This is a genomic window from Kitasatospora sp. NPDC098663, from assembly GCF_044760075.1.
Lineage (GTDB): Bacteria > Actinomycetota > Actinomycetes > Streptomycetales > Streptomycetaceae > Kitasatospora.
Genome location: NZ_JBIWAP010000015.1, coordinates 37,597 through 50,026, shown reverse-complemented (window position 1 = coordinate 50,026; position 12,430 = coordinate 37,597). Strand labels below are relative to the sequence as shown.

Annotated in this window: 12 protein-coding genes; 8 read left to right on the top strand and 4 right to left on the bottom strand. The window is 74.8% G+C overall.

The genetic code is table 11. The annotated features are described in order from the left end of the window. Nucleotides 1–36 precede the first annotated feature (36 nt). Nucleotides 37–3,129 (bottom strand): AMP-binding protein, encoded by a 3,093-nt coding sequence (locus ACIQVZ_RS18370; RefSeq protein ID WP_402451105.1) that lies wholly within the window; start codon nucleotides 3,127–3,129, stop codon nucleotides 37–39. A gap of 156 nt (nucleotides 3,130–3,285) precedes the next feature. Between ACIQVZ_RS18370 and ACIQVZ_RS18365 the strand changes: the two genes are divergently transcribed. Both ACIQVZ_RS18365 and thrS read left to right on the top strand, forming a co-directional pair. Then, nucleotides 3,286–4,008 carry a leucine-rich repeat domain-containing protein gene (locus tag ACIQVZ_RS18365; RefSeq protein ID WP_402451103.1) on the top strand — a complete coding sequence of 241 codons (723 nt, stop codon included), beginning with the start codon at nucleotides 3,286–3,288 and terminating at the stop codon, nucleotides 4,006–4,008. Nucleotides 4,009–4,207: 199 nt separating this feature from the next. Next, entirely contained in the window at nucleotides 4,208–5,503 is a 1,296-nt protein-coding gene (gene thrS, locus ACIQVZ_RS18360; protein WP_402451100.1) for a threonine--tRNA ligase, read from the top strand. Here thrS and ACIQVZ_RS18355 read toward each other — a convergent pair. Continuing rightward, entirely contained in the window at nucleotides 5,497–5,907 is a 411-nt protein-coding gene (locus ACIQVZ_RS18355; RefSeq protein ID WP_402451097.1) for a VOC family protein, read from the bottom strand. The genes thrS and ACIQVZ_RS18355 overlap by 7 nt on opposite strands. Before the next feature lie 95 nt (nucleotides 5,908–6,002). Here ACIQVZ_RS18355 and ACIQVZ_RS18350 point away from each other — a divergent pair, with 95 nt between their 5' ends. Then, a complete protein-coding gene (locus ACIQVZ_RS18350) occupies nucleotides 6,003–6,515 on the top strand; it encodes a MarR family winged helix-turn-helix transcriptional regulator (protein ID WP_402451095.1) in 513 nt (170 codons plus the stop codon). 7 nt (nucleotides 6,516–6,522) lie between these two features. On the opposite strand, the gene ACIQVZ_RS18345 is transcribed toward ACIQVZ_RS18350, so the two are convergent. Further along, nucleotides 6,523–7,143, bottom strand: a complete 621-nt coding sequence (locus ACIQVZ_RS18345; RefSeq protein WP_402451093.1) for a C40 family peptidase — start codon at nucleotides 7,141–7,143, stop codon at nucleotides 6,523–6,525. Nucleotides 7,144–7,361: 218 nt separating this feature from the next. Between ACIQVZ_RS18345 and ACIQVZ_RS18340 the strand changes: the two genes are divergently transcribed. From ACIQVZ_RS18340 to ACIQVZ_RS18325, 4 genes are all read left to right on the top strand, one after another. Beyond that, a complete protein-coding gene (locus tag ACIQVZ_RS18340) occupies nucleotides 7,362–7,766 on the top strand; it encodes a RidA family protein (protein ID WP_402451092.1) in 405 nt (134 codons plus the stop codon). Nucleotides 7,767–8,027: 261 nt separating this feature from the next. Further along, nucleotides 8,028–8,747, top strand: coding sequence for a ScbR family autoregulator-binding transcription factor (locus ACIQVZ_RS18335; protein WP_402451089.1), 720 nt, complete (start codon nucleotides 8,028–8,030; stop codon nucleotides 8,745–8,747). A 422-nt stretch (nucleotides 8,748–9,169) separates the two neighbouring features. After that, nucleotides 9,170–10,045: a BTAD domain-containing putative transcriptional regulator gene (locus ACIQVZ_RS18330; RefSeq protein ID WP_402451087.1), complete on the top strand. Its 876-nt coding sequence runs from the start codon at nucleotides 9,170–9,172 to the stop codon at nucleotides 10,043–10,045. A gap of 84 nt (nucleotides 10,046–10,129) precedes the next feature. Next, complete coding sequence (locus ACIQVZ_RS18325) at nucleotides 10,130–10,807, top strand: ScbR family autoregulator-binding transcription factor (RefSeq protein ID WP_402451086.1); 678 nt, start codon at nucleotides 10,130–10,132, stop codon at nucleotides 10,805–10,807. A 70-nt stretch (nucleotides 10,808–10,877) separates the two neighbouring features. Here the strand turns inward: ACIQVZ_RS18325 and ACIQVZ_RS18320 are convergent, their stop codons facing one another. Beyond that, a complete protein-coding gene (locus ACIQVZ_RS18320) occupies nucleotides 10,878–11,660 on the bottom strand; it encodes an MBL fold metallo-hydrolase (protein WP_350886283.1) in 783 nt (260 codons plus the stop codon). A gap of 81 nt (nucleotides 11,661–11,741) precedes the next feature. Here ACIQVZ_RS18320 and ACIQVZ_RS18315 point away from each other — a divergent pair, with 81 nt between their 5' ends. Then, nucleotides 11,742–12,359 carry a CGNR zinc finger domain-containing protein gene (locus tag ACIQVZ_RS18315; protein ID WP_402451084.1) on the top strand — a complete coding sequence of 206 codons (618 nt, stop codon included), beginning with the start codon at nucleotides 11,742–11,744 and terminating at the stop codon, nucleotides 12,357–12,359. Nucleotides 12,360–12,430: the final 71 nt, after the last annotated feature.

The window sequence follows — 12,430 nt, the reverse complement described above, 5'->3', positions numbered from 1 at the left end:
CGCCCCCGCCCCCGCCCCCGGCGCGGGGGCCCCGGTTCACACCCCCGCGGCGCCGGCCAGCGCGGCCGCGAGGTCCGCGGCCAGTGCGTCCACCGCCTCGGCCGTGAAGGCGTGCCCGTTGTACCGCAGCCAGCAGCGCAGCGAGCCGTCCGGCTGCTCGGTGACGGCGAGTTCCGGCACGTGCCGGTCGCCGCCGGGCAGCGGGTACGGCACGGTGGCGTTGCGCGGCAGCTCCCACGCGGCGCACGCCACCCCGGGCAGCTGCGCCGGGGCGCTCCAGCTCTCGTACCGCAGCCAGGCGGCGAACGGGACCAGCGGGCTGAACTCGGCGAAGGGGTACAGCTGGTGGTCCAGCGCGGTGGTGGCGGCCGTGCGGACGCGGCCCAGCAGTTCGGCGAACCCGGGCTCTCCGGCGGCGTCCACTCGCAGCAGCAGCGACTGGACGAAGCAGCCGACCGCGCGTTCCGCCTCCGGCCTGGTGCGGCCGGGCACCGGGGTCATCAGGACGAAGTCCCGCTGTCCGCTGCGGGCGGCCAGCAGCCCGCTCCACACCGCCGCCATCGCGAGGAACGGGGTGGCCCCCAGCTCCGCCGCCCGGGCCCGCAGCGCGCCCGCCCGCTCGGCCGGCACCTCCAGCGTCCGGGCGGCGCTCAGCACCACCTCGGTGTCCTGCCGCCCCGGGAACGGGTCGATCGCCGCGGGGGCGCCCGCGAGCGCCGTCGCGAAGTGCGCCCGGGTGGCCGGCCAGTGCGCGTTCGACCACTCCACCAGCTCCCGGTACGCCGGGCCGGGCCGGTCGGGCGGCGCCGGGCGGCCGCCGCGCAGCGCCGAGTACAGCACGCCCAGGTCGCGCAGCAGCACGCCCAGCGACCAGCCGTCGGCGACGATGTGGTGGACCGCCAGCATGACGACGTGGTCCCCGGGGCCCCGGCTCACCACGGCGAGCCTGGTCATCGCCCCCGAGGCCAGGTCGGTCAGCCGGTCGCGTTCGGCGACGAGCCGGGCCGACACCTCCGCATCGCTCGCGCCGGGGGCGTCCAGCAGCACCACGTCCGCGCGCGGCTCGTCGTCGAGCACGGCCCGCAGCACCCCCGGTTCGGCGTCCGGCACCGGGACGAACCTGGTGCGCAGCGCGGGGTGGCGGCGGATCGCCTGGTGGAGGGCGTCGACCAGGGTGTCCGTCTGCAGTTCCTCCAGCACCCGGAACATCACCGCCACCGAGCCGACGTTGCGGCCCTGCGCCTCGGCCATCCAGCGCAGGAAGTTCTCCTGCTGCGCGGTGAGCGGGAGCTCGTGCGGCTGGGCGCGCAGCGAGCGCAGGAAAGCCGTCGCCTCGGCCTCGGCCTCGGCCGGTACCGCCGGCCCGGCGGTACCGGCCGAGGCCGCCGCCTGCTCCAGCCAGGCGGCCTGGGCCCGCAGCGAGGGCCGCTCGAACACCAGGGCCGTACCGGCCGCCACGCCGAACTCGGCGGAGATCGCGGCGGCCAGCTGGACGGCCCGGAAGGAGTCCCCGCCGAGCGCGAAGAACTCGTCCTCCACGGCCCGGACCGGCCGCCCCAGGACGCCCCGCCACAGCTCGGCCAGCGCGCGCTCCCGGGCGGTGGCCGGTGCGGTGCCGACGGCGGGCACGGGCTCCTCGAACCTGGCCCGGAGCCGGTGCTTGACGACCTTGCCGCTGGGGTTGCGCGGCAGCGAGTCCGTCACCAGCAGGCGTACGGGCAGTTCGGCCCGGGCGAGCCGCTCGCCGAGGAAGAGCCGCAGCCCGTCGAGGTCGATCCCGCCCGGGAGCGGGACCACGGCCGCCACCGGCACCTGACCCATCACCGGGTGCGCAAGCCCGAGCGCGGCGGCGTCGGCGACCTGCGGGTGCTCGTGCAGCACCGCCTCGATGCGCAGCGTGGAGACCTTCAGCGCACCGGACTTGACGATGTCGCTCTCGCGGTCGACCAGGTGGAGGTAGCCGTCCCCGTCCAGCCGGCCCAGGTCGCCCATCCGCACCCAGCCGTCGCGGAACACGGTGTCGGAGTCCGCGCCGACGTACCCCCGGGGCGGGCCCGGCTGGCGCAGCCAGAGTTCGCCGGTGTCGCCGGGCGCGACGGGCCGCCCGGCCTCGTCCAGGATCCGCAGGTCGGCCGGGTCGGTGGGGCGGCCGACCGACCCGGGGCGGCCGGCGTCCACGATCGCGGAGATCTGGGCGGGGGAGGCCTCGGCGGAGGTGTAGGTGTTGACGACGGTCGCCTTGGGCAGGGCGGCGCAGAGCCCGGCGGCGACGGCGGGCGGGAGCGCGGCGGCCGAGCAGCTGACCAGGAGGACACTGCTCAGGTCCCGGCGCTCGGCGATCCCGGAGTTCAGCAGTTCCACCGCCATCGACGGCACCAGGAAGACGGTGCCCGCGCCGTACTCCTCGACCACCCGGCCGAACTCCTCCGCGTCGAAGCGCGGCAGGCAGATCGTGGCCGGCTGCGCGGTCAGCGCGTTCACCAGGACGACCTGGGCGGCGTTGGTCCCGATCGGGAAGGCGTGCACCGCGTAGCGCGAGTGCGCGTACGGGCGGGGGCGGGGGTTGAGGACGAGCCCGGCGGTCAGGCTGGCGTGCGCGGCCCGGACGCCCTTCGGGGTGCCGGTGGTGCCGGAGGTGCCGATGATCTGGGCGAGGTCCCCGGGAGCGGCCCGATACGGCGGTTCGGCGGCGCTGTTCTCGCCGTGACCGCTGCCCTCGCTGTCACCACGGCCCTCGCCGTCACCGCTGTTCTCCAGGTCGTCGAGGGTGAAGGTGGGCAGCGCGGTGCGCGGCCCGTTCCCGGCTATCGCCCAGCGCGCCCCGGCGGCATCGACGAGCCGCGCGACGTCCGTTCCGGAGAGGTCCGCACGGATCACCAGCCCCGCCGCGCCCGCGTAGTGCGTGGCCAGGAACGCCACGGCGTACGCGTCCCACTCCTGGTTGTCGAGCAGCAGCGCCACCCGCTCCCCGGGCCGTACCCCGGCCCGGGCCAGCCCGTGCGCGGCCCGCACCGCCCGGTCGCGCCACCGGCCGTAGGTGAGGCTGCCCCCGCCCGGCACCAGCAGCGCCTCCCGGTCGGGGTGCAGCGCCGCCCGGTGGTCCAGCAGGGCGGGGAGGGTGAGGGGCACGGGGACGGGCTGAGCGTTGATGACGACTCCCGGAGGGGCTGCTGACCGCTGAGTGATCCAGAACGTATCGGAGCAGTGAAGGAAGGCGCCAGATCCGTTCACATGTCGTCACGACCACCCGCCGGCAGCGGGCGCGCGGACGGGACAATGACGGGCGTGACAGACGTGACGCTGAACCTCTGGCGCCGGCCCCTCGGCGCGCTGCCGGCCGAGGTGTGCGACCGGACCGACCTGACCGTGCTCATCATCGCCGAGACCGGCCTGACCGAACTGCCGCCCGAGGTCGGTAGGTTGCGACGGCTTCGCACCCTCGACCTCGGACACAACCGGCTCACCGCCCTGCCCGCCGAACTGGGCGAGCTGACCGGGCTCGCCGACTTCCTCTACCTGCACGACAACGCGCTGACCGCGCTGCCGGCCGCGCTCGGCCGCCTCACCGCGCTGCGCTACCTCAACGTCGGCGACAACCGGCTCACCGAACTCCCCGCCGCCATCGGCGAGATGACCTCCCTGGTCGAGCTGCGTGCCCAGCGCAACCGGCTCACGGCGCTGCCCGACCGCCTCGGCGAACTGACCGCGCTGCGTGAACTCTGGCTGTGCGGGAACGGCTTGACCGCCCTGCCGGACACCTTCGGCGGCCTCACCGCGCTGCGCGAACTCGAACTGCGCGACAACGCGCTCACCGAGGTGCCACCGGTGCTCGCCGGGCTGCCACTGCTGCGCCGGCTCGACCTGCGGGGCAACCGGATCACCGAACTGCCGCACTGGCTGGCCGAACTGCCCGCACTGGAGAAGCTGGACCTGCGGTGGAACGAGGCGCGCCCCTCGCCGCGACTGCTCGCCGCGCTCGACGCGCGCGGCTGCGCCGTCCTGTTCTGAGCGGCCGCGGATAAAGATCACCACGGCGGTCGGTGCCCTGTTATCGTGGATCGCATGAAGCGCGCTGCACTCGCCACGACGACGCCGGAGAGAGTCCCGGTGCGCTGACTGCTGACCTAGTCCGAAGCCCCGGGGCGAGTGCCCCGGGGCTTCGCCGTTTCCGGACCACTCGCCCGCAGACCCGAGTGGAGACCACCCCATGCACGACGACGCCGCGCACGACCGCCCTGCACACGACCGCCCTGCGCACGACCACCGCAAGCTCGGCCGCGAACTCGACCTGTTCGACACCGACCCGCTGATGGGCTCCGGCCTGCCCTACTGGCTGCCCGACGGCGCCGCGATCCGGCACACCCTGGAGGAGTTCATCCGCGAGCGCGAGCGGCGGGCCGGCTACCGCCACGTGTACTCGCCGGTGCTCGGCAAGCGCGAGCTGTACGAGATCTCCGGCCACTGGGCGCACTACCGCGACGACATGTTCCCACCCATGGAACTGGGCTCGGAGGAGATGGTGCTCCGGCCGAGCCTCTGCCCGCACCACGCCCTGATCTACCGCTCCCGACCTCACAGCTACCGGGAACTCCCACTGCGGATGGCCGAGTTGGGCGGCATGTACCGCTCCGAACCGTCCGGCGTGCTGGGTGGGCTGACCAGGGTCCGGGCGATCCAGCTGAACGACGCGCACGTGTTCTGCACCCCGGAGCAGGCCGCCGAGGAGGCCGTCGCCGCACTGGAGCTGATCCGCGCGGCACACCGCGCGCTCGGTGTCGAACCGGTCCGCTACCGGCTCTCGCTGCCCGGCGCGGGCGGCAAGTACGTGGCGGATCCGGCCCTCTGGGAGCGGGCCACCGCGCTGCTCACCGACGTGCTGGAACGCTCAGGCCTGCCGTTCGAGGCGGCAGCGGGCGAGGCCGCCTTCTACGGGCCGAAGATCGACGTGCAGATCGCCGACGGCGCCGGGCGCGAGTTCACCCTCTCCACCGTGCAGATCGACTTCCACCAGCCCGAGCGCTTCGGCCTGCACTACATCGGCCCGGACGGCGCGAAACACCGGCCGGTGATGGTCCACCGCAGCGCGATCGGCAGCGTGGAGCGGGTGGTCGCCCACCTCATCGAGCTGTACGGCGGCGCCTTCCCGGCCTGGCTGGCCCCGGCGCAGGTGGTGCTGCTGCCGGTCTCCGAGGGCGAACTGCCGCAGGCCGAGCGGCTCCGGCGGCGCTGCCTCGACCTCGGGTTGCGCGCCGAGGTCGCCGGGCCCGAGCACGGCAGCCTGGGCGCCCGGATCCGGGCGGCGCGCCTGGTCCCGTACCAGGCCGTGATCGGGGCCAAGGAGGCCGTGGACGACCGGGTCGCGCTGCGGCTGCGGGACGGCCGCCGGCTCGAACCGCTGCCCGCGGAGGAGGCGTGGGCCAGGATCGGCGCGCTGGTGGCGGCGTGCAGCGCCGACCTCTGGGCGGACGACCCCGCGCGCCGACCGGGCGGGGCGGGTCAGTAGGACTGGAGCTCGATCAGGTGGCCGTCCGGGTCCCGCAGGTGGGCGTTGCGCAGGTTCGGGCCCCACTGGGGCCGGTCGGTCGGGCCGGCGACCGGGGTGGCGCCGTGGCGCAGGCAGAGGGCGAACGCGTCGTCCACGGAGGCCACCCGGAGGACCAGCATCGCGGCGTCCTGGGCGGGGGCGGCCGGGCGTTCGGGCAGGCCGGCGGTGCCCAGGGCGGCGGCCATCGCGGCGCGGTCGAAGAGCACCAGGACGGCCTGCCCGTCGACGTCCCAGTTGGCGTAGGGGCCTTCGGGGGTGCCCTTGACCAGGGCGGCGCCGGTGAGGGGCGGCAGGACCGCCCGGTAGAACCCGAAGCACTCGGCGAAACGGGTCACGAGCAGGCGGGGGTACAGGGCGTCCACGGTCGAAGCTCCCGGGATCGAGGATTCAGCGGGTCGGATCGGTCGAATATTAGTGGGTCGGCACCCACTATAGGGGCGGACCCTAGACTGGCGCCATGGCCCTCGAACCCCCGCTCCCCGAACCCCCGCTCGCCGAACTCCCGCTGTCCGCTTCCTCTCTGCCGCCGACGCTGCTCGACCTCAGTACCTACCTGCTCTCCCGGATCGGCCGGACGGCACGGGGCCGCCTCGCCGAGCAGCTCGCCGAACACGGCCTCCGGCTCTGGGACATGGCCGTGCTGGCCGCGCTCGCCGACTTCGGGCCGCACGCCCAGCGGGACCTGGTCCAGCGGCTGGGCATCGACCCGAGCGACCTCGCCAAGGTCGCCGACCAGCTGGCCGCCGCCGGATACGTCGAGCGCGTCCGCGACCCGGCGGACCGGCGGCGGGTCTCGGTCTCGGTCACCGGCGCCGGGCGGGCGCTGCTCGCGGAGCTGGACGCCCGGGCGCGCGCGGTGCAGGACGAGGTGCTGGCGCCGCTGGACGCGCGGGAGCGGCAGCTGCTGCACGGCCTGCTGCTGCGCGTCCACCAGGGCCAGCAGGGGCCGGGGGAGCGGCGCGGCCTCTGAGGCCCGCTCAGCCGGCCGGCCCGGGGCGGCGGGCACCGGCGAACTCGCCCGCCCAGCGCGGGACGTCGAGGGCGTGCTCGACCCGGGCGACCAGCGTCCCGGTGCGCTCGGCGTGGATCATCGCGCCGTCGCCGACGTGGATCCCGACGTGGTGCAGCGGCGCGTCCGGGCGGGAGAAGAACAGCAGGTCGCCCGGGGCGAGGGCGTCACGCTCCACCGGGGCGCCGCGGTGGAACTGGGCGACGGTGTAGTGCCCGAGCTCGACCGTGCCGTGGCTGGCCCGGTACCAGCAGTAGAGGGACAGGCCGCTGCAGTCGAAGCCGACCGTGGTCTCGCCCATGCAGACGCCGTCCAGGTAGCCGTTCTCGTCGTCGCAGAAGCCGAGGCTCGCCCCCAGCCGGTCGCCGCCGCCCCAGGCGTACGGCACGCCGAGCTGGGCGGTGGCCACCTCGGCGACCCGGCGGCCCAGGGCGCCGGCCGCGGACGCCGGGGTGTCCGACCGGGTTGTCGCGGTCGCCGTCGCGGTCGGGGCGAGGGCCGGGACGAGCCCCGCCCCGAGTGCCAGGCCCAGCATCCGGCGCCGGCGGACCCCGGAGGCCTCGTCGCGGTACGGCGGTCGGGATTCCATGGGTGACCTCCTGCTGTCGGCGCGGCGTCGACGACCCGCGCGGGTGACGGCCACCAGGATTCCGGCCGGGCGGGTCGGCCCGCCATCACCCGCAACGGTGAATCGTGGACGCGACGGGCCTGTGGCGGACGGGGCTGCGCTGGTAAATGGTTTGACGGTCGTTCAGAAGAGGCCAACGATGGGCGCGAACGTTTGGCCACGACCCTTCGGAGTGCCCCTTGAGCAGCACCGTCAAGCTGATCCGCAGCTCCCGCCTCACCCCGGCCGTCGACTACGCCTACGCGGCCCTGGTCGACGCCCCGGCCCGTTCGCTCTGGCTCGCCGGCGCCTGCCCGCTCGACGCCGAGGGGCGGACGGTCGCCGTCGGCGACTACGCGGGCCAGGCGCACCAGGTGATGCGGAACCTGATAACCGCGCTGGAGGACGCCGGCGCCGGGCTGACCGACGTCGCCCGGACGACGGTGTACGTGGCCTCCGCCGACCAGGCGGACCTGGTCGCGGTCTGGGACGTGTACCGCGCCTACATGGGGGAGCACGACGCCCCCAGCACGCTGCTGGGGGTGTCGGTGCTCGGCTACGACAGCCAGCTGGTGGAGGTGGAGGCGGTGGCCGTCCTGCCGTGACGCCTTCCGGTCCCCGGGTGTCCGAATGAGGAAACCGATCGTTCGGTTTTCTCTCGGGTGCGTGATGTGTGGCGCCGGTGCCGCTTTCGATCGTCCGGCGAAGGAACGGCGGTCCGTAGGCAAAATGCGGAGCATGCGGGTGGGAGGGGAGGAGCGTTTGAGGCGATTCCCCGACATCATCTTGTCGTCCGTAGGCCACCGGTAGCTAAGATACGGGGTGTTTGGTTTTGTTTTCCGGGAGCTCTGGGTGGGGTGGTTGCGGTGGTTCGGCAGGAGCGGGCGGTCCGGACGCGTCGGCTGATCCTGGAGGCGGCGGCGTCGGTCTTCGACGAGTTCGGCTACGAGGGTGCCACCATCGGCGAGGTGGTCGCGCGGGCCGGTGTGACGCGTGGTGCGGTGTATTTCCATTTCGCCTCCAAGCGGGATCTGGCCCAGGGCGTCGTCGAGGAGCAGTTCGTCCAGGACGGTGTGCCCGAACGGGTCTGCAAACTCCAGGAGTTCGTGGACACCGGGATGGTGGTGGCGTATCTGATGCCACGTGATCCACTGCTGAGTGCGGGGGCCCGGCTCTCGCTGGGCCAGGATGTCTTCGACGACCTCGGCGGCGGCGCGATCCCCGGCTGGATCAGTCGGCTGGAGGCGCTGCTGGTCGCGGCCGGGGAGCGGGGTGAACTGCTGCCGCACGTCGTCCCGGCCGACACCGCGTGGCTGGTCACGGCGGCGTGGACGGGCGTGCAGATCCAGTCGCAGAAGCTCTCCGGGCGCGCGGACTTGGAGCGGCGGGCCGCCGGGCTGTTCCAGCACCTGATGCCGAGCATCGCGGTGCCGGGTGTGCTCGGCTCGTTGCAGATGGGCCCGGACCGCGGTGCCCAGGTGGCTGCCGAGGTGGCGGCCGCCCGCGCGGCGGCGGAGGGCGCCGGGGCGCAGGGCGGGGCGCGGTCGGCGGCCCGGCCGGTCGCGGACGAGGTCGGTGTGGGCTGACGGTCCGGCCCCGGCTGGAAATCGCTTCGGCCGGTATGGAGTTGACCAGGGCTCGGTGGCCCCCTGCTCGCGGGGGCGTCCGGGCGGTGGTCGGCCGGCGGTCAGCGGCCTGACGGCGGCCTGGCGGCGGGCGCGGAGTGCGGGCGAATTGGTGGCGGCGCGGGATCCACGGGGGTCCGACGCCGCCTTCGGTTTGCCCGCACTCCGCTGCGTGCGGTGGCCGGTTCGTGGCGCAGGGTGGCCGCCGCGCCCATCTGTCCGAGGGTGCCGGCCCGTCCCAAGAAACAAACAGCACGTTCGGTTTTGTATTGACAAACCGCGCGTCCTGTTTTTGACTGGTGACAGTCGCCCTAGGGGTGTCGACCCGGGTGCCGGCCGCGGCGGATCGGCCTGCGGCGTTCCGTGTGATTGGGGTGGTCATCGTGGAAATTCGGGTGCTCGGGGCGTTGGACGTCCGGGTGTGCGGGGTGTCGGTGGTGCCATCGGCGCCGAAACCGCGTCAGGTGCTGGGGCTGCTGGCCCTACGGGCCGACCAGGTGGTGTCGGCCGGGGTGCTGGCCGAGGAGCTGTGGTCGGGTCGCCCGCCGCGCAGCGCGCGCACGACGGTGCAGACGTACGTGCTGCAGCTGCGCGACATGATCGACCGGGCACTCGGGCAGGTCGGCCCGGCGGCCGGGGTCTCCTGCGCCAAGGACGTACTGGTGACCTCGCCGGGCGGCTACATGCTGAACAGCGGCGGCGGGTTGACGGACGTCCGGGAGTTCGAGCGCCTGGCCGGCATGGGCTACCGGGCCATGGACGGCGACGACCACCCGCTGGCCGCCCGGATGCTCGGCGAGGCGCTCGGCCTGTGGCGCGGTCCGGCCTTCGCCGACGTCCCGGCCGGCGGCCAACTCGCCGTCGAGGCCAGGCGGTTGGAGGAGACCCGGCTCTGCGCGCTGGACCAGCGGATCGAGGCCGACCTGCGGCTGGGCCGCCACCGCGTCCTGCTCGCCGAACTCACCGTCCTGGTCGACCGCTACCGCACCCACGAGAGCCTGCACGGCCAGTACATGATCGCCCTGCACCGCTCCGGCCGGCGGGGCGAGGCGCTGGAGGCCTACCAGCGCCTGCGCAACACCCTGGTAAGGGAGTTGGGCATGGAGCCGTCCGCCGGACTGCGGCGGCTCCAGCGCTCCATCCTGCTCGCCGGCCCGGAGCGCCCCGAGCGTTCGGAGCGTTCGGAGCGTTCGGAGCGCGAGGCGGCCGCGACCGCGTCGCCGGAGGCGTCCGCGGCCCGGTTCACCCGGGTCGGCTGAGGACGCGCGGAAGGCGTCGTCGCGGCCGGGGCGCTGCTCGTATGTGGTTGGAACGTGCTCGTCGTGGTGAGGGGTGTGGGTCGGGTGGTGCAGGAGAGGTCGGAGCGGACACGCGGACGGCTGGTCGAGGCGGGGGCGGTGCTGTTCGACCGCTGCGGCTATGCGGGGGCCACGCTCGGCGAGATCGCCGGTGCCGCTGGAGTGACGAAGGGTGCGCTCTACTTCCACTTCGCGTCCAAGGAGGAGCTGGCGCAGGCGGTGTTCCAGCGGGCCGAGCGCTCGCTGCGGGGCGCCTGCGGAGGTCTGCGGGCCACCTCCTCCCCCCTGCAGACGCTGATCGACGTGGGCTACTGGCTGGTCGACGCCCTGGGGTCGGACGCGGTGGTCCGGGCGGCGTTCCGCCTCGGCCGGGAGGGCGGCTGGCAGTCGAGGACCGCCGCGTTCGCTCCCGCCGCGTCCGCCCCCGGCGTGCCGGTCGCGGGCGTGCGGGGCTTCCACGGCGTCTGGGCCGGTGTCGTCCGGGAGTTGCTGACCGGCGCCCGGCGCGCCGGCGAGCTGCGCGACCGGTCGGGAGATCCCGGCCCGGAGACCCTGGTGGTGGCGGCCGCCTGCGGGCTGGAGGTCGTCTTCGGCGACGGCTGCCCGGGCGAGGAGCGCGCCCGCCGGGTCGGCGCCCTGTGGGAGTGGCTGCTGCCCTGCCTCGTCCCCCCGGGCTCCTCCGGCGCCTACCGGACCAGGCCGCTGACGTCGCTGCCAGGTTGAGCGGGTGGTTCAGGGGCGGGCAGGGCGGACGGGCGGGGCGCCTCGTGCGGCGCGCCCCGTCCCGGTCCGGTCACGCCGTGTGGAGGCGCTCCGCCAGGCCGGCGGCCGTGAAGGCGGCCACCAGGTCGTCGCGGTCCTCGGTGAAGTGGGCCCAGCTGTCGTGGTGGACGAGGACGACCCGGCGGGCGTCGAGGATCGCGGTGGCCTCGGCGGCCTGGGCGCTGTCCAGGACGATGGGCGCGCCGTCGAAGAGGGCGGCGAAGCGGGGAGCCCCGGCGAAGAGGATCGCGGTGTCCACGGGGGCGAAGCGTTCGGCGATCTCCCCGACGGCGGGGAGGGAGGCGTTGTCCCCGCTGACGTAGACGGTGGGCAGCCCGTCCCCGGTCAGGACGAAGCCGACGACCTGGCCGGTGGCGGCCTCCACCTCCTCGCGGGCCCCGGGTCCGTGGAGGGCGGGCACGCCGGTCACGGTGACGGTGCCGCCGCCGGGGCGGTCCAGCGTGACCGACTCCCAGTCGGCCAGCCCCCGGGCCGTGCCGCCGAGGCGCAGGCCGCCGCCGGGGGTGGTGAGGGTGAGCGGGACGTCGGCCAGCAGGGCCCGGCCGGAGTGGTCGAGGTTGTCGGGGTGCTCGTCGTGGGAGAGCAGGACGACGTCGACGCGGCCGGCGTCGGCGGGGCTCCCGGAGGCGGGCGCGGTCTTGGTGAGGAGCGGGCCGCCCGGCCGCTGGTAGTCGCCCGGGCCGTCGAAGGTCGGGTCGGTGAGGAAGCGCAGGCCTCCGTACTCGAAGAGGGCGGTCGGGCCGCCGAAGAGGCGGACGGGGAACTGCTCGACGGTCGTGTCGGAAGAAGCCATGGTGAAGCACACCTCACGGTTGAGAGCGGTTTATCCGTGAGAAAAGCTAGCCGGTTCTCACGGATGAGCGCAAGCGCTACCATGAGACTCATGACGGACGCCGCGGACACCGCCACCGACGAGACCGCCGTGCCACCCGCGCCGGGCGAGCAGCAGTACCCCTCGCTCGCCCTGGTCAACAGCGCCGTCACGCTGCCCGGCGGACACGTCCTCGACCGCCTCGGCACGCCGGCCGCCGCCGGTCAGTGGCTCCTGGAGCACGGCCTCGCCCCGGCCGACGCGGGCCTCCGGGAGATGTGCACGGCGCAGGTGCGCTCGATGCGCGAACAGGTCAGGACGCTGTTCGCCGCCCGCGTCGCGGAGCTGCCCGCACCCCCCTCCGCCCTGGCCGCCGTCAACGACGCCCTGACCCGGCTGCCCACGGCCCGGCTGCTGCGGTGGGACGACGGCAGCGGCCCCTACCGCGCGGCCCCCCACCCCACCACCGAGATCGTCGACCACGCCCTGGCCACCCTCGCCGCCGACGCCGCCGACCTGCTCACCGGGCCCGAAGCCGCCCGCCTCACCGCCTGCGGCTCCACCCCGTGCACCCGGTACCTCCTCCGGCACGGCCGGCGCCACTGGTGCTCCACCCGCTGCGGCGACCGCGCCCGCGCGGCCCGCGCCTACGCCCGGCGCACCCGGCGCCAGTCGGACTGACCGGGCCGGCGTCCTCGGCCGGCGCCCACGCCGACGGTCCTGGCCGACATCCCTGGCCGTTGCGGGCCGCA